The organism is Alteromonas sp. ABM1_013, from assembly GCF_056160505.1.
Genome location: NZ_JBSWXH010000004.1, coordinates 114,891 through 140,004 on the forward strand (window position 1 = coordinate 114,891; position 25,114 = coordinate 140,004).

General features: G+C 44.5%; 25 protein-coding genes. 13 read left to right on the forward strand and 12 right to left on the reverse strand.

The genetic code is table 11. The features are described 5' to 3' along the window. Positions 1-107: 107 nt before the first annotated feature. On the reverse strand, positions 108-2,297 hold the full coding sequence (priA, locus tag ACXAGK_RS12410; RefSeq protein ID WP_474856475.1) for a primosomal protein N': 2,190 nt from the start codon (positions 2,295-2,297) through the stop codon (positions 108-110). 452 nt (positions 2,298-2,749) lie between these two features. Here priA and rpmE point away from each other — a divergent pair, with 452 nt between their 5' ends. Then, complete coding sequence (gene rpmE, locus ACXAGK_RS12415) at positions 2,750-2,962, forward strand: 50S ribosomal protein L31 (protein WP_120963305.1); 213 nt, start codon at positions 2,750-2,752, stop codon at positions 2,960-2,962. A gap of 174 nt (positions 2,963-3,136) precedes the next feature. Here rpmE and ACXAGK_RS12420 read toward each other — a convergent pair whose 3' ends face one another. Then, on the reverse strand, positions 3,137-3,454 hold the full coding sequence (locus ACXAGK_RS12420) for a hypothetical protein (protein ID WP_474856476.1): 318 nt from the start codon (positions 3,452-3,454) through the stop codon (positions 3,137-3,139). Between the two features lie 646 nt (positions 3,455-4,100). On the opposite strand from ACXAGK_RS12420, the gene ACXAGK_RS12425 reads away from it, so the two are divergent. Next, complete coding sequence (locus ACXAGK_RS12425; protein ID WP_474856477.1) at positions 4,101-5,336, forward strand: malic enzyme-like NAD(P)-binding protein; 1,236 nt, start codon at positions 4,101-4,103, stop codon at positions 5,334-5,336. 162 nt (positions 5,337-5,498) lie between these two features. Here the strand turns inward: ACXAGK_RS12425 and metJ are convergent, their stop codons facing one another. Next, positions 5,499-5,831 carry a met regulon transcriptional regulator MetJ gene (gene metJ, locus ACXAGK_RS12430; protein ID WP_014950979.1) on the reverse strand — a complete coding sequence of 111 codons (333 nt, stop codon included), beginning with the start codon at positions 5,829-5,831 and terminating at the stop codon, positions 5,499-5,501. A gap of 160 nt (positions 5,832-5,991) precedes the next feature. Here metJ and metF point away from each other — a divergent pair, with 160 nt between their 5' ends. After that, on the forward strand, positions 5,992-6,879 hold the full coding sequence (gene metF / locus ACXAGK_RS12435) for a methylenetetrahydrofolate reductase (RefSeq protein ID WP_269918543.1): 888 nt from the start codon (positions 5,992-5,994) through the stop codon (positions 6,877-6,879). Between the two features lie 210 nt (positions 6,880-7,089). Beyond that, a complete protein-coding gene (locus ACXAGK_RS12440; RefSeq protein ID WP_474856478.1) occupies positions 7,090-7,974 on the forward strand; it encodes a virulence factor BrkB family protein in 885 nt (294 codons plus the stop codon). A 123-nt stretch (positions 7,975-8,097) separates the two neighbouring features. Here ACXAGK_RS12440 and ACXAGK_RS12445 read toward each other — a convergent pair whose 3' ends face one another. Both ACXAGK_RS12445 and ACXAGK_RS12450 read right to left on the reverse strand, forming a co-directional pair. Then, entirely contained in the window at positions 8,098-8,736 is a 639-nt protein-coding gene (locus tag ACXAGK_RS12445) for a DUF2959 domain-containing protein (RefSeq protein WP_474856479.1), read from the reverse strand. Further along, positions 8,733-8,975 carry a hypothetical protein gene (locus ACXAGK_RS12450; RefSeq protein WP_025257569.1) on the reverse strand — a complete coding sequence of 81 codons (243 nt, stop codon included), beginning with the start codon at positions 8,973-8,975 and terminating at the stop codon, positions 8,733-8,735. Before ACXAGK_RS12450 ends, ACXAGK_RS12445 begins: the two co-directional genes overlap by 4 nt. A gap of 188 nt (positions 8,976-9,163) precedes the next feature. Between ACXAGK_RS12450 and pip the strand changes: the two genes are divergently transcribed. The 3 genes from pip (at position 9,164) to ACXAGK_RS12465 (ending at position 11,722) form a co-directional block, all read left to right on the forward strand. Continuing rightward, the gene (gene pip / locus ACXAGK_RS12455; RefSeq protein WP_474856480.1) at positions 9,164-10,141 is read left to right on the forward strand and encodes a prolyl aminopeptidase; all 978 of its coding nucleotides are present in this window, start codon (positions 9,164-9,166) and stop codon (positions 10,139-10,141) included. Then, positions 10,138-10,575: a D-aminoacyl-tRNA deacylase gene (dtd, locus tag ACXAGK_RS12460; RefSeq protein ID WP_474804305.1), complete on the forward strand. Its 438-nt coding sequence runs from the start codon at positions 10,138-10,140 to the stop codon at positions 10,573-10,575. Before pip ends, dtd begins: the two co-directional genes overlap by 4 nt. Positions 10,576-10,807: 232 nt before the next feature. Then, complete coding sequence (locus tag ACXAGK_RS12465; RefSeq protein ID WP_474804303.1) at positions 10,808-11,722, forward strand: bifunctional GNAT family N-acetyltransferase/hotdog fold thioesterase; 915 nt, start codon at positions 10,808-10,810, stop codon at positions 11,720-11,722. A 198-nt stretch (positions 11,723-11,920) separates the two neighbouring features. Here the strand turns inward: ACXAGK_RS12465 and rpoH are convergent, their stop codons facing one another. Beyond that, the gene (gene rpoH / locus ACXAGK_RS12470; RefSeq protein ID WP_179984771.1) at positions 11,921-12,775 is read right to left on the reverse strand and encodes an RNA polymerase sigma factor RpoH; all 855 of its coding nucleotides are present in this window, start codon (positions 12,773-12,775) and stop codon (positions 11,921-11,923) included. A 627-nt stretch (positions 12,776-13,402) separates the two neighbouring features. Here rpoH and ACXAGK_RS12475 point away from each other — a divergent pair. After that, positions 13,403-14,629 carry an EAL and HDOD domain-containing protein gene (locus tag ACXAGK_RS12475; protein WP_474856481.1) on the forward strand — a complete coding sequence of 409 codons (1,227 nt, stop codon included), beginning with the start codon at positions 13,403-13,405 and terminating at the stop codon, positions 14,627-14,629. Positions 14,630-14,783: 154 nt separating this feature from the next. Next, a complete protein-coding gene (locus ACXAGK_RS12480; RefSeq protein ID WP_474856482.1) occupies positions 14,784-16,019 on the forward strand; it encodes an EAL and HDOD domain-containing protein in 1,236 nt (411 codons plus the stop codon). On the opposite strand, the gene ftsX is transcribed toward ACXAGK_RS12480, so the two are convergent. Genes ftsX through ftsY form a run of 3 tightly spaced genes read right to left on the reverse strand, consistent with a single transcriptional unit; the run spans position 16,020 to position 19,464 of the window. After that, complete coding sequence (gene ftsX / locus ACXAGK_RS12485) at positions 16,020-17,000, reverse strand: permease-like cell division protein FtsX (RefSeq protein ID WP_474856483.1); 981 nt, start codon at positions 16,998-17,000, stop codon at positions 16,020-16,022. Next, positions 16,997-17,710: a cell division ATP-binding protein FtsE gene (gene ftsE, locus ACXAGK_RS12490; RefSeq protein WP_474856484.1), complete on the reverse strand. Its 714-nt coding sequence runs from the start codon at positions 17,708-17,710 to the stop codon at positions 16,997-16,999. The genes ftsX and ftsE overlap by 4 nt, the downstream gene beginning before the upstream one ends. Positions 17,711-17,736: 26 nt before the next feature. Beyond that, positions 17,737-19,464, reverse strand: coding sequence for a signal recognition particle-docking protein FtsY (gene ftsY / locus ACXAGK_RS12495; protein ID WP_474856485.1), 1,728 nt, complete (start codon positions 19,462-19,464; stop codon positions 17,737-17,739). A gap of 66 nt (positions 19,465-19,530) precedes the next feature. On the opposite strand from ftsY, the gene rsmD reads away from it, so the two are divergent. Further along, complete coding sequence (gene rsmD, locus ACXAGK_RS12500; protein ID WP_474856486.1) at positions 19,531-20,205, forward strand: 16S rRNA (guanine(966)-N(2))-methyltransferase RsmD; 675 nt, start codon at positions 19,531-19,533, stop codon at positions 20,203-20,205. A 64-nt stretch (positions 20,206-20,269) separates the two neighbouring features. On the opposite strand, the gene ACXAGK_RS12505 is transcribed toward rsmD, so the two are convergent. Both ACXAGK_RS12505 and ACXAGK_RS12510 read right to left on the reverse strand, forming a co-directional pair. Continuing rightward, on the reverse strand, positions 20,270-20,848 hold the full coding sequence (locus ACXAGK_RS12505; RefSeq protein WP_474856487.1) for a YjaG family protein: 579 nt from the start codon (positions 20,846-20,848) through the stop codon (positions 20,270-20,272). Beyond that, the gene (locus ACXAGK_RS12510) at positions 20,849-21,451 is read right to left on the reverse strand and encodes a YhgN family NAAT transporter (protein WP_118491750.1); all 603 of its coding nucleotides are present in this window, start codon (positions 21,449-21,451) and stop codon (positions 20,849-20,851) included. Between the two features lie 499 nt (positions 21,452-21,950). On the opposite strand from ACXAGK_RS12510, the gene ACXAGK_RS12515 reads away from it, so the two are divergent. Continuing rightward, positions 21,951-22,133: a helix-turn-helix domain-containing protein gene (locus ACXAGK_RS12515; protein ID WP_118491748.1), complete on the forward strand. Its 183-nt coding sequence runs from the start codon at positions 21,951-21,953 to the stop codon at positions 22,131-22,133. Positions 22,134-22,179: 46 nt separating this feature from the next. On the opposite strand, the gene pepB is transcribed toward ACXAGK_RS12515, so the two are convergent. Beyond that, positions 22,180-23,463, reverse strand: coding sequence for an aminopeptidase PepB (gene pepB / locus ACXAGK_RS12520; protein WP_474856488.1), 1,284 nt, complete (start codon positions 23,461-23,463; stop codon positions 22,180-22,182). Between the two features lie 191 nt (positions 23,464-23,654). Here pepB and sfsA point away from each other — a divergent pair, with 191 nt between their 5' ends. Continuing rightward, entirely contained in the window at positions 23,655-24,371 is a 717-nt protein-coding gene (gene sfsA, locus ACXAGK_RS12525; RefSeq protein WP_474856489.1) for a DNA/RNA nuclease SfsA, read from the forward strand. Between the two features lie 240 nt (positions 24,372-24,611). After that, positions 24,612-25,061 carry an RNA polymerase-binding protein DksA gene (dksA, locus tag ACXAGK_RS12530; RefSeq protein ID WP_012519849.1) on the forward strand — a complete coding sequence of 150 codons (450 nt, stop codon included), beginning with the start codon at positions 24,612-24,614 and terminating at the stop codon, positions 25,059-25,061. The last annotated feature ends 53 nt before the right edge of the window (positions 25,062-25,114 follow it).

Consider the following 25,114-nt stretch of genomic DNA (forward strand, 5'->3'; position numbering starts at 1 on the left):
CGTTGTTTGTATGCGTAAGAAAACGTCATATACCAAGTCTATTAGAAGGACTGGTGTTTCAGCCTCTTCAATCTTGTTAAAATTTTAACGTATTGCTACCTAACAAGCTAACTGAAATCGGTAGGATCGATATCAATCGACCACCTTACCTTCATAGCCTGTGGCAACGCCTGTAAAAATGGCAGCGCCAAACGCAGCGCATTGTGAAGCGGCGCACGCTTTTCATGGCTGCATACCAGCATAAACCGAAACCTGCCTTGCCGCTTTTCAATTAAACAAGGAAACGGACCGTTTATATCAATGGCGTGTTGTTGATTAAACACCTGCTTACTTTCCTGTAGGAAGCGATAAACTAAACTACTATCGGTAGCCTCTGCGCGAATAACAAACTGGCTAATAAAAGGGGGCAACCCTGCTGCCTTACGCTCCATTAAAGCGTGTCGTGCGAAATGCCCATAGCCATTGTGCACTAAATCTTGTAGCAAAGGGTGGTGAGGATTGTGGGTTTGAAGCCACATTTCACCAGGTTTGCTGGCGCGCCCCGCTCTTCCAGCAAGCTGAGTAACAAGCTGAGCGAGCTTTTCTGGCGCTCTAAAATCGGCACTAAAAAGGGCACCATCACAATCTAGCACTGCTACTAGAGTGACATGAGGAAAGTGATGACCCTTTGATAGTATCTGGGTTCCTACCAGCAACTGGAACTCCTGGCGATTAATAGCATCAAGGGTTTGGTGAAGCTTGTCTTTACCTCGCACAGTATCGCTGTCTATTCTTACCTGTTTAACGCCGGGAAATAAGCTTGCTAGCCCTTGCTCAACTTGCTCTGTCCCCGTACCTGCGGTAACTAATTCATTGTGATGGCACGCTTCGCAGTTTGATGGCATTGAACGCATGCCACCGCAGTGGTGGCACTGTAACCGGTTTTGGGCTTTGTGCACGGTATAAGGGCGATCACAACGCTTACACATTGCGGTCTCACCGCAGTGATGACAGAGTAGCGCTGGCGCATAACCTCTTCGGTTTACAAACACCAATACCTGATTCCCCGCGTTAATATGCTGACGCATTATCGTTAGCAGGCCTTGTGAAATCCCGTAATGAATAGGTTGGTCGCGTGCGTCCAGCACATGCTGATGTGTGCTTTTCGCCCCCCCTGCTCGCTTAGTTAGCTGTAAATGAGCATAGCGGCCGTTTAGTGCATTATTGAGTGTTTCAAGCGCGGGCGTGGCACTGCCTAGTAAAAGAGGAATATTGTGCTGCTTGGCACGCATGGCTGCTAAGTCACGAGCGTGATAGCGCAACCCATCCTGCTGTTTAAAAGACTCGTCATGCTCTTCATCCACAATTAACATGCCGGGGTTGTGTAGCGGCGTGAAAATAGCCGAACGAGTACCAATGATAATACCGAGCTCACCGGCTTTAGCACGCTGCCAAACATGTAAACGTTCTTTATCAGAGATCTGAGAGTGTAAAACACCCACCGCAATGCCAAAGCGCTTCTCAAAACGAGATACCGTCTGGGGCGTAAGCCCAATTTCAGGCACAAGGATTAGCACCTGTTTACCTTCACGCAGTAAGGGTTCGATAGCCTGAAGATAGACTTCCGTTTTACCGCTACCGGTAACCCCTTCAAGCAAACTTACGCCAAAGCTGCCTTGCTGGCGATTAAGTGCAGCAATGGCAACCGACTGCTCAGTGTCTGGAATTGGCTTTTCAGAAAGCGATAACGAGGCAAGCCAGCTGCCTGGCTTAAATTCAGGTGTTATTTCTTCGATACGTACCAAAGACTTTTCAACAAGCGCTTTAGCTGCAGGTGCACCATACTGTTTTCGCGCTTGCGACGCTAATAACGCTCCACCAGCCAGTGCAGCAAAGCAAGCTTGTTGCTTAGGCGCTCGCGATAGCGTTTCTGCAGCCGTTTGCATACCTTCTTCGGTAAGCATTAACATGTCTTGTGGCGTGGGCGCCGCCGACTCGCCTTTGCGTAATAAAACAGGCAACATGGCGTGCAGTACTTCACCCGGCGCATGGTGATAATACTGCCACAGCCACTGTGCCATTTTCAGCAACACATCATCTATAATGGGGCTATCGTCAAGTACCGACTCGATAGCTTTTAACTTGTCGACGTTGTCAATTTCACTTTCTGGTTTTTGGAGGGTTTCAACGACCACACCCACCAGTTTGCGGGGGCCAAAAGGCACAACCACTCTTACACCCGCACGGAGTGCGTTGTTGTGGGTATATGTGAAAAGTTGGCGCAGTGGCACTGGCACGGCAACTTGGATAAAGGCCATTGCGAACGTTCTACCTTACTTGATGGCTGTTACAGCGCGTAATGCGCTTACTAAGCTTCTTATATTGAAACTAATAATACTGAAGCTACTTGTAGACCTATATATTACAGCAGTTTGCGCTGCTAACAGTTAGCTACACATTTTGCTATAGCGCACAATTTTACTATTGACGCTAATGGGCCTAGCCTTGAAAGACAAATATTTAAACATACTTTACGATAAAGCATAAAAGGAATGTTTTTTGTTTAGCTCTCTTGGGTAGCCTTCTTGCCAAGCTGCTTTGTTTAACAATTGGGCAAAAACCACTTGATCATGCCACATCCATCCTATATTATGCGCCGCTCTTTTTGCGATGGGTTGTTCGTTGAACGACTCATCATTTGAATTATGTAACGTATGGTGTGCGACTTCGGGTTGTATAGCGATACGGCCTTATTATTTGAGGTAACCCAATGAAACAAGATATCCACCCTAAATACGAAGAAATCACAGCAACTTGCTCATGTGGTAACGAAATGAAGATTCGCTCTACGCTTGGTAAAGACATTAACCTAGACGTATGTTCTTCATGTCACCCATTCTACACTGGTAAGCAACGTAACGTTGATACTGGTGGTCGTGTTGATCGCTTCAAGAAGCGTTTCGGTGCATTGGGCAAAAAGTAAGCCTGATATCGAGTTCGAAAAAAGCGCCTTCTTGGCGCTTTTTTATTGTCCAGAGAAAACTATTCACGTTAGTAAACTAACATTGAATAGCTCTCACTTATGCAAGCACCTCTAATCAAAGCTAATTGATCATATCAATAACGCTTACACTTAAGATCAAAACACTCATTATAATTAATGAAGTTTTTCGACTCCTGACAAGTGTTTATCCCAGTCCCCTCTACTTTGTTTTTCACACGCTTCCTCACTGTCGAAATAAATTCCAGCTGGAATAGACTTTATCGATTCTAGGGCTATATTCACCTGGTTTATGAAGTCCATATCCCAACCGTTAATCAATGCTTGCTGCTTCTCTTGCTCCGTATTAAATACGGCAATAACTTTCGGCGCTTTCCAAGATCCTAAATGCGTAAGCCATACGAATCCATTATCGTCAGATTTTACGTTTTCACACACATCTGTTAGCACTGCGATTAGTTTTTTCTCTGTCATATTATTTATCTTCAAAACGGGTTTGAGAGGCCATTTATCGTATTTTATCAGAAAAACAATAGTGAAAATAAAGAGGTCTATCTTTGTGAAATATTATCCAAAGCTGTTTTTTCGAATATAAATCGATAAGCATCTTAGCATCCGCGCCTACATTTTAGCACCCGCGCCTATAATACACCTTCAAAATGAAATGAGACTTCAAAATAAATTTTATGAATGACAATTATAGACTTATTTTACTGGTCTAATTAGTATGCCTAACCTACATTGGTAATTGAGAATTCTGATCAGATATGTACACAGTGATTGGCTGTGTTAGAGTTGCGATCGGCACCTTAATAGTGAGCATTAACTTTATGAATAGTGCTTTACTGCTAAGGCTTGTGGCGCTTTTGGATATAAATTCAGGTCTAAATGTTAGACCTAGTATCAACAGCGATATGTGAGGGAAATCAGGAAGAGTTAACGCTAGGTCTGCAGTTTCCAACGTACCACACTGGTGCTAACAACTATTTATAATCACTTTTGTCATTAGTTAGTTGTAACGCGCTTATGTTTATCTATCTATAACTACAACGATAATAAAATAGCTACAGAGCGTGAACAAAAATACCGATGAACCCTACATCTAAGGATACCTTTTTACATGTCAGATTTTAGACAACGCGCACTCGACTATCACGCCAAACCCACACCTGGAAAAATTCGCGTAGAGCTATCTAAGCCAGCCGATAGCGTCGACGACCTTGCTCTTGCCTACAGCCCGGGCGTTGCCGAGCCGGTGAGAGAAATCGCCGAGGATGCAGATAACGCTTACAAGTATACGGGCAAAGGTAACTTGGTCGCTGTTATCAGTAACGGAACTGCGATTTTAGGCTTAGGTAATTTAGGCCCATTAGCTTCAAAGCCAGTAATGGAAGGTAAAGCACTTCTGTTTAAACGCTTTGCTGGTTTAGATGCCATTGATATTGAAGTGAAACATCGTACGACCGAAGAATTCATCAATACTGTAGCCAATATTGCTGATACGTTTGGTGGTATTAACCTAGAAGATATCAAAGCGCCAGAGTGCTTTGAAATTGAGCAAGAACTCATTAAGCGCTGTAAAATCCCAGTATTCCATGATGATCAACACGGTACCGCTATTGTAACCGCCGCAGGTATGCTTAACGCTTTAGAAATTCAGGGCAAAAATATAGAGAACGCTAAAATTGTTTGCATGGGCGCTGGAGCAGCAGCGGTTGCCTGTATGGAGCTACTGATTAAGTGTGGTGCCCAGCGTGAGCGTATCTACATGTTAGATAGAAAAGGCGTTATCCACACTCGTCGCGAAGATTTAACTGAGCACAAGAAGCTGTTTGCTAACAATACTGATAAGCGCACCCTTGAAGATGTAATGGAAGGCGCAGATATCTTTGTCGGTGTATCAGGCCCTGATGTTTTACCGCCAGAAGCGCTTTCCTTGATGGCTGAAAACCCAATTGTATTTGCATGTTCTAACCCAGATCCTGAGATAAAGCCTGAGCTTGCTCACGAAGTGCGTAAAGACCTAATTATGGCTACTGGCCGCTCAGACTATCCTAATCAGGTAAACAATGTGCTGTGCTTTCCGTTTATTTTCCGCGGTGCTTTAGATGTTCGCGCAACAGCCATTAATGATGAGATGAAAGTGGCGGCGGTTGAAGCTCTTCGTGCTATTACGAAAGAACCTGTACCACAGGAAGTATTGGCAGCGAGTAAAAGCGATAGTCTGACATTTGGTAAGGAGTATATTATTCCTAAACCTATGGACCCACGTCTGTGCGAGCGTATAGCTACCGCCGTATCTAAGGCGGCTATTGAGTCGGGTGTTGCACGAGTACCTGAAAGACCAGAAGAATAAAGTTCTGGCGCACAAGGCTAAAAAAGGTTGTGTTAACGCTCAACCAATATTTGCTAAAAAGTGCGCTTAAAGAATACAAGTACATAAAAAACGGCGCTGTGTTGTAGGCTATAAACTAGTAAAGTCTTACAACACAGCGCCGTTTCTCTTTAATACTAAATATCAGTCGTCTTCAGACACATCATTTTCGAAGCTTGGATCAATGCCCATTTCTTCCATAATGCGCCTAGCTTCAGCCGGCACGCGATTAGGATTGTCTTTACGCAGGTCATCGTCGTTAGGCAATGGCTGGCCAGTAAACGCGTGTAAAAACGCTTCACACAATAGTTCCGAATTAGTGGCGTGGCGCAAATTATTGATTTGGCGGCGGGTACGCTCATCAGTAAGTGCTTTAAGCACATTAATAGGTATAGAGACAGTGACTTTCTTTACCTGCTCGCTCTTTTTCCCATGCTCTGCGTAGGGGTGAATATATTTACCGTTCCATTCTGCCATTGTACTAACTCGGTCTACTCTTTTTATATTATGAAGAGAAATTCTAAACAAGTTCACGAAAAGGTCAATTGAGCAGTGTAAACCTCTTGACGTCTAGACATATATTCTTTAATTTAGACGTCTAAACGTCTATAAGATAACATTTTTGAGAGTATAAACCATGGTTTCTTACGCACAAGGTATCGATGCATTAAACCAGTCCCTGTCGGAACTGCGTGATATTGATGTATCTTTTGAATTCTTTCCGCCTAAAACGGAAGCCATGGAGCAAACCCTGTGGAAGTCGGTTGAACGCCTAGCACCGTTAAAGCCCAGCTACATGTCGGTTACTTACGGCGCCAATAGCGGTGAGCGTGACAGAACCCACGACGTGGTAAAACGGATTCAACAGCAAACTGGTGTGGCGGCAGTTCCTCACTTAACCTGTGTTGACGCTAGCCGTGATGAATTAAAGCAAATTGCAAAAGACTACTGGGATTCTGGTATTCGCCGTATTGTCGCCCTACGTGGCGACCTACCCAAAGGGGTAGACAAAACAGAGATGTATGCCTCTGACTTAGTTGCCTTACTAAAAGACGTTGCCGATTTTGACATTTCAGTTGCCGCCTACCCGGAAAAACACCCTGAAGCGCCAAATGCGCAGTTCGACTTGCTAAACCTTAAACGCAAAGCTGAAGCTGGCGCTACCGAAGCGATAACCCAGTTCTTCTTCGACACCAGTGTTTACCTGCGATTTAGAGACCGTGCAGCCGCCGCAGGTGTAGACTTAGACATAGTTCCAGGCATTTTACCTGTGACTAACTACCAAACGTTAGTAAGGTTTGCAGGCTTTACAGATGTTCACGTACCGGGATGGTTACACAAGATGTTCGACGGTCTTGATGCAGACGATCAAGCCACTCGTAACCTAATAGGCGCTAATATTGCTATGGATCAAGTGAAGGTATTGGCAAAAGAAGGGGTGAAGCACTTTCACTTTTATACCTTAAATCGCAGTGAGTTAAGCTATGCTATCTGCCACATGCTGGGTGTGCGCTCCGGCGACTGATTTCGTATAGCGGTAACAAAGCTATACAGTTAGATAATTAAAGGCGCATTCATGCGCCTTTGTTGTATAAAGATTGCATTAACCTTTTGCCACTGACGCCTTCGCCAGTTACCATTTGCTGCAATATGAATTGAACTATTGATACCGTAAGGTCTCCCATCAAAAGATCACGCTGTTTATCTGCCAGAGGGTATCGCCAGGAGAAGTCGAGTGGATTTAGACAAGGTTAAAACCTTATATAACAATGTTACCCCTCAACTAAGAGAGCTCTTCAGCATCTTTATAAAGCGCTGTAGAGAAGATAATATTACTATTTCTGCTGGGCACTTGGCTTATGTAACTTTGTTATCTTTAGTCCCCTTTATTATGGTGACCTTTACCATAATGTCGGCCTTTCCTGCCTTCGCTTCAGTAAGAAGTAAACTTGAGCATTTTGTTTTCAGTAACTTTGTACCTACCGCCAGCGATGTGGTGCATAAATACATGAGCGATTTTGTTGGCAACGCCTCGCAAATGAGCGCTATTGGTATTTTGTCACTGCTGGTCGTAGCGCTAATGCTCATATCAAACGTAGATAAAACCCTGAATAGAATTTGGCGCACGCAAAGTGACAGACCCATAGTGTACACTTTTGCTATCTATTGGATGGTGATCACTTTAGGGCCTATGCTTATTGGCTCTAGCGTAGTAGTAAGTTCCTATTTAACTGGCCTTGCTGCTTTTACCGAAGAGTACACGCCTGGATTGGGAACCTTCTTACTCAGCCTTGTGCCAAGCGGTGCTGCCATGCTCGCATTCACTATTTTGTACATGGTAGTGCCAAATAGAAGAGTGTTTGCCCGCCATGCATTTATAGGCGCGATTGTTGCCACTATAGCTTTTGAAATTACTAAATCAGGCTTTGCATTGTATGTAACAAACTTTCCTTCATACGAGTTAATTTATGGCGCGCTTGCGGTGGTACCTATTCTGTTTTTATGGGTGTATTTGTCGTGGATAATTGTGCTGTTCGGTGCAGAATTCACGTGCAGTTTAGGCGAGGCTTTTGAAAACCGTAAAGCAGAGAACGAGCCGCGCAAAGTTCCAAAAGAGTAGCCGACCTAAAGTATAGACGGGCGTAATTATGATTAACCTTACGCCTCGGCTTTCAAAAAAATGCATAAAACGAAAGAAGGGAGCTACAAGCTCCCTTCTTTATAATTAATGCCTAACTAACGGCTAGTTTTTCATCGAAGATATAAAAGCGTCAGACTCAGCGATAGCTGAATTCATTTGTCTGATAAGCTGAGCAACATTGTTTTCAATAGTAGAAAGTTCGCCCTGCAGTGCGCCAATGGCGCTAGCATTTAAGTTGTGCTTCAGGTACAACACATTATCTTGAAGTGCACTTAACACTGGCGGCATTTTGCTTTCAGCTTTGCGCATTGCTGTCATTAATGAAGAATAGCGACGCTTGGTTTCGCGAAGCTTCGCTGCGCTATCCCGTTTCAACGATGCGTTCTCATATTTTTCAAGCTCTTCAGCCCACTCATCAAATAAAGCTTCAGCAACGCTTTCCACTTTATCGATGCGTGAACTCACTTCTTCTGAAGCGGCAACGCTGTCTTCGTACTGACCGTTCAAGCGGTTGTAAACGTCTTCTAGCTCTCCCCCGTCAAACACAACTGCAGCACTGAATGCTTCTAATGCAGAGTTAAACTGCTCCTGTGCATCTTCCTGTGATTCTTTTGCGTTTTCAACGCGGTCAACTAAGATATCGCGCTTTTCAACGCCGACCTTTTCCCATGCTGCGTAATATGCAGACTGGCACCCACTAAGGGCAAGCATAGCAACAAATGCTGATGCGATTAACTTCATGCGGTTACTCCACCTCTAAAACGTGCTGCGCTTATAATACAAATTAAATGCAGAAGAGCCCCTAACGGCCAAAAGACAATGGCAAGCACCACAGTTGCAGCTAAGGCATAACACACGCCTACCGTGATAAAAAAGAACAATGCGCCTAAAATTCTTCCTTGGACTAGGTGTCCTAACCCAGGAATAAAGAAGTTACAAATTGCGGCGATTACGTTACCGCCCGATCCTTGACCTGCCATATAAACATCCTCGCATTTATGACTATAATATGATTAGCTAGCACGTAATGACACTTGTTCTATAGTATAGACTTAACGTTTATTACTTAATTTAAAAGCAAAAACGGCGTTGAAGCAGTCAGCACGCAAACGTTTGTATAACAATAAACTAAACTAAAACAGGCACTCACACAACGCGCAGAAACAAAATGAAACGACTTTACCCCGATGTTACCTACTATGAAAACGGATTTATCGAAGTGGGAAGTGGGCATTCGCTTTACTTCGAGCAAAGTGGCAATCCAAACGGTATCCCCGTGCTTTTTATTCACGGCGGGCCTGGCGCAGGCTTACCCCCTAACTACAAATGCTTTTTTGATAGCAACAAGTATCGCATTATAGGTTATGAGCAACGTGGTTGCGGCCGCTCTACCCCACTCGCCGATACATTAAACAACGACACTTGGTCTAACGTTGAAGATATAGAAGCACTACGAACTCACCTTTCTATACCAAAATTTTTACTATTCGGCGGCTCATGGGGCTCTACGCTCGCCTTACTTTATGCGCTCAAGTATACCCCGCGAGTAACAGGTCTCATTCTTCGCGGCGTATTTTTAGCCCGGCAAGAAGACAGAGATTGGTTTTTATCGCCAGATGGATGCGCTGCTCAGTTATTTCCTGAGTACTACCGCAAATTCACCAAGGATGTGCCTACACCGGTGACCTCAAGCGCAGTCTGCAGTTTTTATAGCGCTATGGTACGCTCTAGCAATGATGTACTGCGACACGCAGCCTTAAAGCGCTGGTATCAGTGGGAAGAGCGATTGTCGCGCATTACTTTACCCCCCGGCGTAGGTGATTCCACTGACAATTACCCCATGCAACTGGTCACTTGCCTTGCAACGTTGGAGTGCCACTTCCTTTCTAACAAATGCTTTTTAGATGAAAACTACATTCTTGAAAACATTGACAAAATAAGTCATATTCCGGGCACTATTGTTCATGGTCGCTACGATATGATTTGTAAAACCGAAGCCGCTGAAGCACTTCACAAAGCATGGCCTCAGAGCCAGTTACAAATCATCCCAGATGCGGGGCACAGCACATCCGAACCCAGTATAGGTTATGCCCTTTGCCGCGCTACTCGCGACATGTCACGTTTTATTCAGGAGTCATCTAAGTGATAGGACTTATCCAACGGGTATCAGAAGCTAATGTAACTGTAGACGGTAACGTTATTGGTGAGATTGGCAAAGGCATGTTGGTGCTGTTAGGTGTTGAAAAGGAAGACAGCGAAGCGCAAATAGAGAAGCTTGCGAATAAACTCTGTCGGTATCGCATGTTTAGCGACGAAGATGGCAAAATGAATTTAAATATTGAGCAAGTCGATGGCGAAATACTGGTGGTATCTCAGTTCACGCTCGTTGCAGATACTCAAAAAGGAAATCGTCCAGGCTTCTCTCGCGGAGCATCCCCAGAGCATGGCCAAGCTATCTATGAACAATTTGTGCAGGCCCTTAAAAATAAAGGCATGAAAGTAGCCACAGGCGAGTTCGGCGCAGACATGCAGGTTGGCCTTATTAATGACGGGCCTGTTACTTTTCAGTTTAGTGTCTAAGAGCTCAAAGGGGCGCGTCTCGCTGCACTAGGCGGCTAAACCTTTCTTTTTCCAGCTATGCGAAAGCAATTCGGGCATTCCTTGCTGTTTAGTCCGTAACTATTGGGCCCTTCGATTTACTGGTGACTGTGTACTTCTTCGGCATTCCAAGTTTGCTTACATAATTAAACTTGTACCTCATGGGTTCTTACGTTTAAATACTCCTTCATTCATTTAAGAAGGTCGGTTTATTGTGTACAAGGTAGTTACGCCTAAAAGCGACGCCGAATTTGAAGCCTATTTTCATTTTCGATGGGAGCACTTGCGCCAACCATGGAATTTCCCTCCTGGCTCTGAAAAAGACGAATATGAACAGGTCGCCGAGCATCGGATTATTACCAACCGTAAGAACGAAATCGTAGCCTGTGGCCGTGTTCATTTGAACACTGCTGAGGAAGCACAAATTCGACATATCGCAGTACACCAAGACCATCAACGTAAAGGCTTAGGTCAGATGATAATGGCAGCGCTGGAAAACGTTGCCAAAGACTTGGGTGCTGAGCGCGCAGTGACAAATAGCCGCGAAATATCTATCGACTTTTTTAGTGCCTGCGGTTTTGAGATTGAGCGTGAAGCCCCTAATGAACTAGGCATGCTTAAACGCCAGCAAATGGTTAAGAAATTCACCGAAAACAATTCCTTAATACTACACCCTAAATGGTGTAAATCGCTGCAGGAAACGTGGTCAGAGACCATACCTATTACTGAGCACATGGGTATAAAACTATACCAGTATACTGGGCGTACTCTGGAAACCCGCGCCTCACTGAATAAAAATATTAATATTCACGGCACCATGTTTGCGGGCAGTATTTTTTCTTTAGCTACACTGACCGGCTGGGGTATGATTTACTTGCAGCTTAAAGAGCGTGGTTTAGACGGTGATATTGTATTGGGCGATGGTGATATCCACTACCATAAACCTATCACTATGAAGCCAAGGGCCATCTGTAATATTGAAACCCTATCGGGTAAGTTCAAGCCCCTTGAAAGCGACAACAAAGCACGTTTTGAATTGAGCGTGGCTATTTTAGACGGCGATACACCGGTAGCGGAATTTGAGGGTGTCTTCTACGTTCTTCCCCCTTCAAAAAACGAAGAAGAGTAGCATTAGGGTTTAACGCCTAGTTGCTTACATGTAATTCCCAACATATCGATACATATATGACAGCTTCAACTGTGAATTGAGAGGTACTCTCCATTCTTTGCAAAGTGCTTTCATTACAATGAAAATCTACACATAAAAAAAGCGCCTTTAAGGCGCTTTTACGTAACTAAGCTGTTTGTAAGCTATGTACTGAGTCTACTACGCGACCATTGCAGCTTGAAGCTTTTTCATCGCGTTCTTTTCAATTTGACGAACACGCTCTGCAGAAACTTGATACTTATCAGCTAAGTCCTGCAGGGTGATTTTGTTGTCTGCCAACCAACGGGTTTCAATGATGTCTTGGCTTCGCTCATCTAGCGTTTTAATGGCTGAATACAAACGCTTGCTCGCTGCTGTATCCCAGTCATTGTTAATCACGTCAGTTTCAACATCTGAAGATTTATCTTCTAAATATTGGACTGGTGCGAAATTGCCTGTTTCATCTTCATCCGCAGTTAAGTCGAACGCTTGGTCTTGAGAACTCATACGCGCTTCCATCTGAAGCACCTCTTTTGTACTCACGCCCAATTCGTCCGCCACCGTTTGCACTTCAGCATGGGTAAACCAACCAAGACGCTTTTTCGCCTTACGAAGGTTAAAAAACAGTTTACGCTGCGCTTTAGTTGTCGCAACTTTAACTATTCTCCAGTTTTTAAGTACAAACTCGTGAATTTCTGCTTTGATCCAATGTACCGCGAAAGAAACCAAACGTACGCCCACTGTAGGGTCGAAACGCTTAACGGCTTTCATCAGACCAATGTTACCTTCTTGAATTAAGTCGGCTTGTGGTAAGCCATAGCCTGAGTAAGATTTTGCAATGTGCACTACAAAACGAAGGTGTGACATTACTAGCTTACGAGCGGCTTGTAAGTCTTCGTCTTCGCGAAGGCGCACTGCCAACTCGCGCTCTTCCTCAGCGCTAAGCATATCAATGCTGCTTACAGCTTGAATGTAGCCTTCAATGCTACCGCTGTGTGGCACTGACAGGGCCATAGATTGCAAATTGTTGCTCATTGTTCACCTCATTTATTGCCGCTTCATATTAGCAAAGTAACTGAAGCTGCGCGAGACCTAATTAAGATATGAAGTCTAACCGATATGTAGGTATAGTGACTATTTCTACAATATCAAGACCTAGAATAAGAAAAAAAGTTCAACTTCAAGAAAGAACTATGCATTTAGCGCTCTTTCAGTCAAAACCTCTCGCCATTCCTTATGAGCGCTAGCTCTTTTGACTTCATACTCCACTAACTCCACACCCGTTTAATGACTGGCCTGCACTTAGTGGTAGTTGGGTAGGTCATTTAACTACAAGACTATTATACTTTAATTACATAGCAAGAGTTAAAAGCTAATCTCACCGGTATGAATTCTAACGTTTATACGCTACCTACATTAGCGAAAGCATAAACATTAGCAACCTGCACTCTTAGCGCTTTTCAAGTTCTTGCAGTACCACCATACCCTTGCGATATTAGTATTTTAAACCTTGCTTTTCTGTTCGGAAATTGAAAATATTAGATTGTATTAATCGATTTTGCACTACGACCGCTGCATGGCATTTTCCAGACAACAATAATAAAAAACTGGAAGGGAAATACTTAAGGAAGGAGTAAGGCAAGTAAAGCAAAGAGGAACTCGATGTTTGCTTACGTCGCTAGACAACCCATATTTGATGTAAATCGAGAGGTTTATGCTTACGAACTGCTTTTTCGCGTGGGCGAGGAAAATTGCTTTCCGGATATCCCCCCCGATGAGGCCACCTCGAAAATTCTCACCTCTACTCACTTAAGCTTGGGCATTGAAGAAATTACCGGAGACAAAAAAGCGTTCATCAATTTTCATCGAGATACGCTAATGTTTCGCTTTCCCACGTCGTTAGATGCTGACAAAGTTGTGATTGAAATCGTCGAAACAGTAGAGGTGGATGACGCATTAGTTGCAGCGTGTAAACATATTCGAGGATTGGGTTACCCAATTGCTCTAGACGATTATGACATGAAAGGTAAATGGGAAGCCTTCATTCCATTTACCAGTGTGGTAAAAATTGATATCACAGAAATTTCTCACGATAAAATACCCGCCCTGGTAGCGCGTTTTAAATCAAACAACATTAAGCTTGTAGCTGAAAAGATTGAAACCTATGAAGAATTTCATAAATTCAAAGACATGGGCTTTGATTACTTCCAAGGCTATTTCCTAGCTAAACCAGAAATTGTTAGGCACAGGAAGTTGGGGCCAAGCAGCTTAACTATGATGGAGCTGCTCACCTTAAGCAGCCAACCCAAGCTTAATTTCGATGATGTGAATAAGATTATTGAAAGAGATCCATCGCTTACCTACCTGCTGCTGCGCTTTATCAATAACCCGATGGTAAATAAGCGCCATAAGATAACGTCACTTAAGCATGCGCTAACCTTTATGGGTGAAGTAGAAGTGAAGAAATTTATATCTTTACTTGCTCTTGCAAACTTAAGCGATGGTCAACCCACCGAATTGATGCAGATGGCACTGGTTCGTGCGAAATTTTGTGAGTTAGTGTTTACCCAACTTGAGACGTCTGACAATTCGCTGAAAGGCTTCCTTACTGGACTATTGTCTTTACTTGACGCCATGATGGAGCAACGTATTGATGATTTGGTAAGCAAGGTACCAATCAGTGATGATGTTAAGGACGCGCTTTGCGGTACTCCCGGTATGCTGCGTAACTGCTTGACGCTTATACAATATTTTGAGCGAGCTAAATGGGCTGGTGTTAAACAATTTGCGGCAAAATATGAAATGAAACAAAGCCTATTACACAGCTACTACAATGAAGCAATAAAGTGGGCAAAACACATTCATAACTCAGCATTGAAAGATGACTAACGAGCTCAATAAAAGAATAGGTTTTCAAAATAATCATTGATTTGTTGTTAGATTATACCTACATATCATAGACTAGGGTGTGGGCTTAATTTTTTCTAAGCCCATTTGATACCAATAAAAACCTCGTCAAACCATGTTGCCTCAGGATTAGTTTATGTTTGCGTTCATAGCTCGCCAGCCTATTTTAGACAAAAGCAAAAACGTATTTGCCTATGAACTCTTGTTCAGGGATGGTAAATCAGGCGCATACCCAGAACATAGCGACCAAAAAGCTAAGTATATTTCAGAGCACTTTCATCCACTAGGGCTTGACGATATAAGCGGTGAGAAAACATCCTTTATCACTTTCTCATCTGATACCATTATTTCACGCTTTCCAACTTCGCTTAACCCTGAGTCGGTTGTTGTTGAGCTGGCCGACCCTACCGATAACGCCAACGGCCTGTTCGAAGCATGTCAGCACATCAAGCAGCTTGGTTTCAAGCTCGCTATTGACGACCCTATGATGGTAGGCGCGACACATGATATCTTCCCGCTAATTGATATAGTAAAAGTAGATGTCACTAAGACCCGTTTTGAAACCATCGAAAAGCATATCCCCCGCTATCATGACGCGAATGTGAAACTTGTTGCTGAGCAGGTCGATACCCAAGATAACTTCTCTACGTGTGTAGACTTAGGCTTTGACTTCTTCCAAGGCTATTTCTTTTCACAGCCTGAAGCGCGCATACTTAAGCAGCTTCCAGCCTCTAAAATGAATATCGTAGATTTGATGGGAGAGAGCTCAAGTACTAGCTTTGATGTTGAGCGCATTAGCCAAATTATTGAACGCGACGCCACGCTTAGTTTCTTATTGCTAAAGTTTATTAATAACCCAACCATCAATAAGCGTTACAAAATTACATCGTTGAGGCATGCCCTGAATTACATGGGTGAAGTTGAAATTAAGAAATTTATCGCGTTATTAAGTCTGACTAATTTAGGCGATGAAAAGCCCCTAGAAATCATTCATATGTCGCTTGTACGCGCCAAGTTTTTTGATTTACTGGCCGAGCGCAGGGGCATTAAGAATAACCCGCCCATATCTTTCTTAGTTGGGCTATTTTCGTTACTTGAAGGTTTACTCGACCAGTCTATGACAGACATTGTGAAACAGCTTCCGCTGTCTGAAGAGGTGAATGACGCCTTGTTGGGCAAAAACCTAGAAATGAACAACTACATGACGTTAGTTCGCGCCTTCGAAAGTGCACTTTGGATGAACGTCATCAAGCAAGCAAAGTTGCTGAACATTGACCAAAAGCAACTACATATGCTGTACAACCAAGCTATTACATGGGGCAACGGTGTACGCAGTGCAATTTCTGCACACTACCCGCGCGCTACTGCTTAATTATTTAGGCTCGATCTCTTTTACGTGACGTTGCACTGAGATTAGAGATCCAAGCAAGCCTAATAGTACTGAAAGCCCTAGCATGGTTAGCAATGCTGAACCAGTCAGCCCAGTAATATTAAAATCTTTCTGATACATAGCAGCAAATGTGGTTATGCTGCTATCCATCCACCACAAAATAATAATTACGGCAAACCACGCCATTAATCCGCCTAGTAAGCCATACCAAAAACCTGTGTATAAAAAAGGACGGTGAATAAACGCATCGGTAGCTCCCACCAGCTTCATTACTACAATTTCATCGTATTTGTTGAGTATATTCAGTCGGATAGTGTTACCAATAATAAGCACTACAGCAATAAACAAGAGCAGGCCAATTAAGGTAACTAAGTCTCTTGCAATATCAATAACCGCGTACAAACGTTCTAACCACTCGATATCAAGCTTTCCGATGTCTACCTCGCGCTGCTGACGAAGCTTGTCTAACAGCGCTTTAGCAGCGGTAGGTGATGCGTGTTTTTCACCAGGCGTCACCAGTACGACATCCGGCAGCGGATTTTTCTCCAAGTATGCGATAGCATCGCCCAACCCAGATAGGTGCTGAAACTCTTTAAGTGCGTCATCGGCAGGAATGTAAACTACACTGTCTATTTCAGACCAAGTATTCAGTCTTGCGACCAGCTGTTGTGAGCTTGCAGCGTTAATACTAGGCTTTAGAAAAAGGGATATTTCTGATGCCTGATCCCAGCCTGCGGTAATTTTCTCTGTGTTTTTTACCATGATGTATAGCGTACTTGGCAAAGTTATACTTAAACCCAATACGCCAATTGTCATTAACGAGGCTAGGGGCTGCCGCCAAAGCTCACCAAGGCTAGACAAAGCTTGTCGCACATGGCTAACAAAGAACATGATAATAGTTTGTACCATGCCTACTTTTGCTGAAGATGCGCCTTGGGCGCGCCCTTTAAATAAAATGCTCACGACCACTCTCCTTCGCCATTACCTGAGCTCGCACCATCTATATCGTCGGTTAAACCATCAGTAATCATTTGTCCGTTTTTAAGAGTGAGCGTACGATAGCGCATACGAGCGATTAACCCTAAGTCGTGAGTTGCTATAAGCACGGATACTCCCGCTTGGTTAAAATCTTCGAACAAGCGGATAATTTCCATTGAAAGTTTAGGGTCGAGGTTACCGGTTGGCTCATCGGCTAGCAGTAAGGGAGGTTTATTTACCACTGCTCGCGCAATACCCACCCGTTGTTGCTCACCACCAGATAACGTAATGGGTAAGCAACGGGCTTTGTCTCTAAGCCCCACCATTTCAAGTGCGGCTTCTACACGCTTGCGAGTTTCTTTATGGGTGTACCCTTCAATGACAAGAGGTAACGCTACGTTGTCAAAAACCGATTTATCCATTAACAGCTGGTGACTTTGGAAGATCATCCCGATATCGCGGCGAATGTAAGCAATATCTCGACGGGAAATGGCGTTGAGGTCGTGGCCATTAATAAGAACGCGCCCTACTGTAGGGCGCTCCATTAGGCTGATAAGTTTAAGTAGCGTACTTTTTCCTGCACCCGAGTGCCCTGTTAAAAAGGCCATTTCACCCGGGGCGATATGAAAATTAACCTTACTAAGCGCGCGTTGCCCGCCCGGATAGGTTTTGCTTACCTGCTCAAACTTTATCATTATTTTTCCCTACCGCTTTGCTGGTTTTAGCTTTCAGGTGTGTCCATTTCGCTAAACAACGCATCAATAAATTCTTGTCCGTCGAACTGGCGTAAATCATCGATACTTTCGCCAACACCTATATACCTTATAGGAATTTTAAACTTATCGGCAATAGAGAATATAACACCGCCTTTTGCTGTACCGTCTAATTTGGTAAGGGTGATACCCGTTAAGCCCACGGCTTCATTAAACAACTTGGCTTGGCTAATGGCGTTTTGCCCGGTACCAGCGTCTAGTGTAAGCATAACTTCGTGAGGCGCGTTCGGGTTGATCTTTTTCATTACGCGAACCACTTTCTTAAGCTCTTCCATCAAGTTGTTCTTGTTCTGCAAACGCCCTGCGGTGTCAGCAATAAGAATATCTGTGCCCCGAGATTTTGCCGCTTCTAGCGCATCGTAAAGTACCGAGGCACTGTCCGCGCCTGTGTGCTGTGCGATAACGGGAATGTCATTGCGTTCGCCCCATACTTGAAGCTGTTCAACGGCAGCAGCTCTAAACGTATCACCCGCAGCAAGCATCACTTTCTTACCTTCTTGCTGGAACTGCTTAGCCAACTTACCAATAGTGGTGGTTTTACCTACACCATTTACGCCAACCATTAAGATAACAAACGGACCTTCACTTGAATCGTGCGCTTTCATGACTTCAGAAAGCGGTTGGTTAACTTCAGACAGCATACCCGACATTTGCTGCTTCATGATCTCCAGCAAGGCTTCCGCGTCTTTAAGATCTTTACGAGACGCACTATCAGTCAAGTGGTCAATAATTTTCTGAGTGGTATCCATGCCCACGTCGGCCACTAAAAGCTGTGTTTCAAGATCCTCGTACAGCTCATCATCAATGGTTTTGCCTTTAAATAAGCTAACGATACCACTGCCTAAATTCTCTTTTGTGCGAGATAGGCTTGCTTTTAAGCGTGCGAATAGTGACTTTTTCTCTTTTGGCTTTTCTTCCGCTTGCGCTTTAGCCTGTACTTCGGCTTCTGCCTTTACGCGAGCCTCTTCTTCCGCTTGCGCTTTCGCCTGTGCTTCGGCTTCTGCCTTTGCGCGAGCCTCTTCTTCCGCTTGGGCTTTGGCCTGTGCTTCAGCTTCTGCCTTTGCGCGAGCCTCTTCTTCCGCTTGGGCCTTAGCCTGTGCTTCAGCTTCTGCCTTTGCGCGCGCCTCTTCTTCCGCTTGGGCTTTCGCCTGTGCTTCAGCTTCTGCCTTTGCGCGCGCCTCTTCTTCCGCTTGGGCTTTGGCCTGTGCTTCAGCTTCTGCCTTTGCGCGCGCCTCTTCTTCCGCTTGGGCTTTAGCCTGTGCTTCAGCTTCTGCCTTTGCGCGCGCCTCTTCTTCCGCTTGGGCTTTCGCCTGTGCTTCGGCTTCTGCTTTCGCGCGAGCTTCTTCTTCCGCTTGGGCTTTAGCCTGTGCCTCAGATTCTGCCTTTAAGCGAGCTTCTTCTTCCGCTTGGGCTTTCGCCTGTGCTTCGGCTTCTGCCTTTGCGCGAGTCTCTTCTTGCGCTTTCGCCTGTGCTTCAGCTTCTGCCTTTACGCGAGCCTCTTCTTCAGCTTGCGCTTTAGCCTGTGCTTCAGCTTCTGCCTTTGCGCGAGCCTCTTCTTCCGCTTGGGCTTTCGCCTGTGCTTCGGCTTCCGACTTTAAGCGAGCTTCTTCTTCCGCTTGTGCCTTTTGTTTCTCTGCTTTCTTGTTCTTACTGAACCAGCCAAAAAGTTTCGACATCGTTAGGACAAATCCTTATAAATTCTTAGCAATTTCGGCTACACTTGCCGCCTAATGTATGAACGCATGATACCACTGTCGGCCACTATGAAGCGAGTTTCTCGCCCTACTCGGGCACCATCTTCTGCAAAAAAACCTCATTCACCAAAAAATGGTAGAGCCCAACGTGCAAATAGCACCGGTCAAATACGTATTATTGGTGGTCAATGGCGCGGTAGAAAGCTACCTGTATTGAATGCAGAAGGGTTAAGGCCCACTACCGACAGGAATAAAGAGACCTTATTTAACTGGCTAATGCCTTATGTTAACGACGCACGCTGTCTAGATGTATTTGCGGGTTCGGGTGGACTGGGCTTAGAAGCATTATCGCGCTATGCAGCGCATTGCGATTTTATTGAATTAGATAATCAGGCTGCTTCGCAGCTAGAAAGTAACCTTTCTTTACTTAAAGCAAATGAAGTAGCGTCAGCCAATGTCCATAAAGGTAATGCGCTAAACATCTTGAAGGGGCTCAACGGATCACCCTACGATGTAGTATTCGTTGATCCGCCGTTCGGCAAAGATTTAGTAGCACCTTCGCTTATATCGCTTGCAGAAAATAACCTAGTGCAAAGCGGCAGCGTAGTTTACTTAGAGCATGAGAGTACACTCACAACACCCACATTACCTACCCACTGGCAAGTGATTAAAGAAAAACACACCAGCGCACTGCGCTATATGTTAATAGAAGTGGGCGAATAAAACGTACCTACGTTTAGCGTAGCGCGAAGCCGTGAACTTACCTAGAGTGCACGGCCTAGCTCCTTTAAAGTTCAAGGCCTATGTTTGAGATACCCGCTTCCAGCGCGAGGGCTTTCATTTCGTCTGCTGCTTTTGCAGGATACTTACCCTGCTCAACGTAATCGAGCAGTTCGTTTTGTACCTCTACTTCAAATTCCATAAGCGGATGACCTTTCACTGTCTCATCATCAGCTTCTTCGCTTTCTAATAAATAAGCTTCAACGCTACCTTGAGATAGTTTGCTGATTACCACAGCACCTTGGGGGTCGTCACCTGCTATTAGGTTGAGTAGGCCAGCTAATCCGATGGCTGCATCAATAGCAGGGTACACGCCATAGTTATCGTGTTCGCTGGTATCCGGGGTGGCAACTTCTACTTTTTCAAGCTGTACCGCAATATTAAATTTACTTTTAGGAGACTTAAGTGTTTCCCAGACCAAGTTTAAGCAGTTGCGTAAGGCATTCGCATCACCACTTTCTGTAAGCTCACAAAACAGCGTGTAGTTAGGCAACATACGTTCAAGTAACGCAGCGCCGAATGCAACGGCTTTCCAGCCTTCCAAGGCGCGGACACGCCCAAAGGTATTAAGTTTTTGCTTTGCCATTTAAAGGGCTCCAGTGGCATGCATGAAATATTTGGTAACGCCATCTAACAACATTTGGATAGCGATCATAACGAGGATCATACCCATTAATCGCTCCATCGCAACTAGGCCACGTTCCCCTAAAATCTTATGAAATACGTTTGAAAATAATAAGATCACTGCGCTAATCGACCAAGAAGCGGCAAGCGCTAGTGACCAATCCACCATTCTATCCGGTGCTTGATTAGCAAGTAGAATTAACGCAGCTAACGTTGATGGACCTGCGATCATAGGAATAGCAAGAGGCACCAAGAAAGGTTCTTCACCCACAGCAAGTCCGCTAGGGTTACCAGACGACGGAAATATCATCTTAAGCGCGATAAGAAATAGAATAATGCCACCGGCAATACTTACAGTTTCTTGCTCTACATTTAAAAAATTGAGTACCGACTGACCGCTGAACAGAAATAAGAATAAAATACCAAGCGCAAACAATAACTCTCGAATAAGAATGAATTGTCGTCTTTTAGGCTCAATGGATTTAAGCACCGACATAAAAACCGGCAGATTACCGAGCGGATCCATGATCAAAAAAAGCATGACGGCAGCGGACCAGGTATCCATTTTTTTATTGTCTCCGATTGAGAGCGTAAGCCCAATTTATAGCGTGAATCGTAAAGTATAACTCAAGATTCATGCAGATAGGTGGTTATGGCGCGCAATGGTAAACCAAGCAGAGTGAGTAAAAAACACCTTTTAACACTCGACTGCTGCACTTTATATCTATCTAACGCCGATTTTTTAAATAATAAGCACGTGCCCATCATTGGCGAACATTAAAAGAATCGGGAAAAAAGACTCGAAAAATGACAAAAATGGGCTTAACTAAAACAATAGGAAGCAGTATGTAACAGGCGTAGCAACGATGACCTTATCTAACCTTTGGTTTATGCAATGCGTAAATAGGACCGCTTACCATAGCTGGAGGTTTAGTTTTTTATTCGCCTTTTAGGTAATGTCTTGTACACAGCGCTTCTGATGTAATGACAAGACCACACAGCCTTGACCAAAGTAGAGGCCTGGTTAAAACCTAACAAAAACAACCACAATAGGAAAAATTGTAATGAGTTTGATGACGGTAAAAGAAGTGGCGGCATTTCTGGGTGTGCAAGAAGTACGCGTTGAGCGTCTAGAGCGCGAAAGCCTTTTAGTATCAAAAGACAAAGATACCGACGGTAACCCACTTTTTGATAGCGGTGACGTTGAACGTTATAAGAAACTAGCTGAACGCTTAGGCGGGATCTAGCTAAATAAAAGGGGCGACACCCTGTGAAGCCCCCCTGTTTTTTTATTTATGCAGTGAAATCTTTCAGCATTCTGGCTATTGAACGAATGCCTTTTGCTGTAGCACCTACCGGCATTTCAGCGGTTGCACCACCGTGATAGGCCGCAGCCAAATCTAAATGCACCCAGCCTTCAGGCTTAACAAAGCGCGATAAGAAGCCCGCAGCGTTTGACGCACCGCCGCCACCACCACCTTTCATCGGTCGGCTATTTGCCGTGTCAGCAAACGCTGAAGGGCAACGGTCTGCGTGAAAGCCTTCAAGGGGTAATGGCCAAAAGCGTTCATTTTCTGCTTTTGCGGCTTTAAGCATTTGCTCGCGTGCATTATCATCGAGCGAGAATACGCCGTGATAATCAGAACCCAGTGCAACCACTGCTGCACCCGTTAACGTTGCTGCATCGATAATAAGCGGTGCGCCAGTTTCCGTGGCGGCCATCAAACCATCAGCCAATACTAAACGTCCTTCAGCATCGGTATTAACAACTTCAACGGTTACCCCATTTTTGTAGGTAAGTACATCACCCAACTTATAAGCGTGACCGCTAATTAGGTTTTCTGCACAGCACAAAATAAGCTGAATACGCTTTTCGCTGCCTTGAGAAATAGATAGCCCTAATGCCCCTGTAACAGTCGCTGCGCCACCCATGTCACATTTCATGTCTAGCATGCCTTCGCTAGATTTAATGCTGTAACCGCCGCTGTCGAACGTGATGCCTTTCCCTACTAGCACGGCATCGACGGGAGCATCTGCGTTGCCTGTGGGGTTGTAATCAAGAACTAACATTGCAGGCGGGCGTTCACTACCACGACCTACGTTATAAATACCTATCCAGCCTTGCTCTTTAAGGTCTTCACCTACAGTCATTGAGTAAGAGACTTTGTCCCCACCCAGTGATTTAAGCCACTGGGCAGCACGTGTCGCTAATGTCTCAGGGCTAAGGTCTTCCGGCGTTTCGTTTACCAGCTGTCGGGTAAATAATAATGCCGCATACTCCTGCTCTAAGGCGGCTTTGTCAGCCGTATCCGCCCATTGGATAGAGGCAGGCTTAAGTGCACGTGTAAAGCTAAGTGCAAAAGCCCACTGTTGCTCTTTATGCCAACTACCCTTAAGCGCAACGGCAGGCAACCCTAGACCATCTAACTTTCTCGCTGCTTGCTGAATTAATCGCTCGTTAAGCTTGTCATCTGGCAGGTGAATAACTGCGCCTGATTCAGTGAAAGAAAGCTTAGCGCTTTCGCCCCATACAGCTTCAGCACTATTGGTTGAAAGGCTTACGGTAAATTCTGCCATCGCGTTTTATTCCTTATACATCGTTATATTTTCGATAAGCGCTTTTTGCGCTTGCTCAAATCTTTGTTACTCTCTTTTGCCTGCATACCGCGAACATGTTGTGCGTTCCCTATAAACCCTATGCCATAGCACACGAGTATTGGCAGGGAGCGTCTACGCGGTGAACCTAATTTTCATAAAAAAGGCGATACATGAAGTTTTCACCTTCGTTACAACGTGGCACCTTGATTAAAAGGTACAAGCGGTTTCTTGCCGACGTCGAGCTAGACGACGGTTCAATCGTTACTGCTCATTGTCCAAATACAGGTGCAATGACCGGCTGCGCTGAACCGGGGTACACGGTTTTCTTAAGTGAGTCGACAAACCCAAAGCGAAAGCTTAAGTATACATGGGAACTAGCCCAAACGTTTGATGGTCACTTCATCGGCATTAACACACACAATGCTAATAAGTTGGTGGCAGAAGCACTAGATAACAAGGTGCTAGGTGAATTTTCCGATATCGGCGGTTGGAAAGCAGAAGTAACACCGCCAACTGCCAACAGCCGATTCGACTTCGCGTTAACAAGGGAAAACGCGCAGCGTCAAGAACTTACAGAATACATGGAAGTAAAATCCGTCACTTTAGCGGATAATAGTAAAGGCTACTTTCCCGATGCGGTAACCCAGCGAGGTGCAAAACACTGCTTGGAACTGGCTAGCCTAGCACAAGGCGGTATAAAGACCAGCTTGTTATTCTGCGTGCAACATACCGCTATTGAAAGTGTTCAAGTTGCCAAGCATATTGATCCAACTTATGCCGAAAGCGTACAGATTGCCGCTAATGCAGGCGTAACTGTACTTGCCGCAGGCTGTATAATTGATGAACAAAAAATCCTATTAAATCAATCACTCCCTGTGATTTTATAAAAAATAGGTTGATTTTTTTCATTTCGTCTTCATATTTGCGCCTTGTTTTAGTGGTAGAACGCACTAATGCGTTTGCTGGTAGCCAGTCGTATAAATGATTAAACATCTGGCAAATGTTAGAAACAACACACCAGCATAATAATTACATAGACACGATCGATTGCCTGAAGCTGTCGAGTCTGATATAGATATCGGTCCAATCAGGACAAGATGGATGTCGTAGTGTAGGAGATGTGGCAGATGCCAACAGGAAAAGAAACAAAATCCCTAGGACTATTAGCGCTGGCAGGTTTGCAGCCGTACGAGCCAAAAGCTGACGAAGAGTATATGGGCGAGCCCCAACTTGAGCATTTTCGTCTATTGCTTAAAGCGTGGCGCAATCAACTTCGTGAAGAGGTTGACCGTACGGTAACGCACATGAAGGATGAAGCAGCAAACTTCCCTGATCCTGTAGACCGTGCAGCTCAAGAAGAAGAGTTCAGCCTTGAGTTACGTACACGTGACCGTGAGCGTAAGCTAATAAAGAAAATTGAAAAAACGCTTAAGCGCATTGAAGAAGACGATTTCGGCTTCTGCGATTCTTGTGGTATCGAAATTGGTATCCGTCGCTTAGAAGCACGTCCTACAGCTGATTTGTGTATCGACTGTAAGACCATGGCTGAAATCAAAGAAAAACAACTTCAAGGTTAAGCTAATAACCGCGAGTATGTTGATATAGAAAGCCTCATCCCAAAAAGATGGGG

Bases quoted from the DNA above. Each gene is read 5' to 3' on its own strand.
- priA (WP_474856475.1), bottom strand. From the start codon at position 2,297: ATGGCCTTTATCCAAGTTGCCGTGCCAGTGCCACTGCGCCAACTTTTC.
- rpmE (WP_120963305.1), top strand. From the start codon at position 2,750: ATGAAACAAGATATCCACCCTAAATACGAAGAAATCACAGCAACTTGC.
- ACXAGK_RS12420 (WP_474856476.1), bottom strand. From the start codon at position 3,454: ATGACAGAGAAAAAACTAATCGCAGTGCTAACAGATGTGTGTGAAAAC.
- ACXAGK_RS12425 (WP_474856477.1), top strand. From the start codon at position 4,101: ATGTCAGATTTTAGACAACGCGCACTCGACTATCACGCCAAACCCACA.
- metJ (WP_014950979.1), bottom strand. From the start codon at position 5,831: ATGGCAGAATGGAACGGTAAATATATTCACCCCTACGCAGAGCATGGG.
- metF (WP_269918543.1), top strand. From the start codon at position 5,992: ATGGTTTCTTACGCACAAGGTATCGATGCATTAAACCAGTCCCTGTCG.
- ACXAGK_RS12445 (WP_474856479.1), bottom strand. From the start codon at position 8,736: ATGAAGTTAATCGCATCAGCATTTGTTGCTATGCTTGCCCTTAGTGGG.
- ACXAGK_RS12450 (WP_025257569.1), bottom strand. From the start codon at position 8,975: ATGGCAGGTCAAGGATCGGGCGGTAACGTAATCGCCGCAATTTGTAAC.
- pip (WP_474856480.1), top strand. From the start codon at position 9,164: ATGAAACGACTTTACCCCGATGTTACCTACTATGAAAACGGATTTATC.
- rpoH (WP_179984771.1), bottom strand. From the start codon at position 12,775: ATGAGCAACAATTTGCAATCTATGGCCCTGTCAGTGCCACACAGCGGT.
- ACXAGK_RS12475 (WP_474856481.1), top strand. From the start codon at position 13,403: ATGTTTGCTTACGTCGCTAGACAACCCATATTTGATGTAAATCGAGAG.
- ACXAGK_RS12480 (WP_474856482.1), top strand. From the start codon at position 14,784: ATGTTTGCGTTCATAGCTCGCCAGCCTATTTTAGACAAAAGCAAAAAC.
- ftsE (WP_474856484.1), bottom strand. From the start codon at position 17,710: ATGATAAAGTTTGAGCAGGTAAGCAAAACCTATCCGGGCGGGCAACGC.
- ftsY (WP_474856485.1), bottom strand. From the start codon at position 19,464: ATGTCGAAACTTTTTGGCTGGTTCAGTAAGAACAAGAAAGCAGAGAAA.
- rsmD (WP_474856486.1), top strand. From the start codon at position 19,531: ATGATACCACTGTCGGCCACTATGAAGCGAGTTTCTCGCCCTACTCGG.
- ACXAGK_RS12505 (WP_474856487.1), bottom strand. From the start codon at position 20,848: ATGGCAAAGCAAAAACTTAATACCTTTGGGCGTGTCCGCGCCTTGGAA.
- ACXAGK_RS12510 (WP_118491750.1), bottom strand. From the start codon at position 21,451: ATGGATACCTGGTCCGCTGCCGTCATGCTTTTTTTGATCATGGATCCG.
- ACXAGK_RS12515 (WP_118491748.1), top strand. From the start codon at position 21,951: ATGAGTTTGATGACGGTAAAAGAAGTGGCGGCATTTCTGGGTGTGCAA.
- pepB (WP_474856488.1), bottom strand. From the start codon at position 23,463: ATGGCAGAATTTACCGTAAGCCTTTCAACCAATAGTGCTGAAGCTGTA.
- sfsA (WP_474856489.1), top strand. From the start codon at position 23,655: ATGAAGTTTTCACCTTCGTTACAACGTGGCACCTTGATTAAAAGGTAC.
- dksA (WP_012519849.1), top strand. From the start codon at position 24,612: ATGCCAACAGGAAAAGAAACAAAATCCCTAGGACTATTAGCGCTGGCA.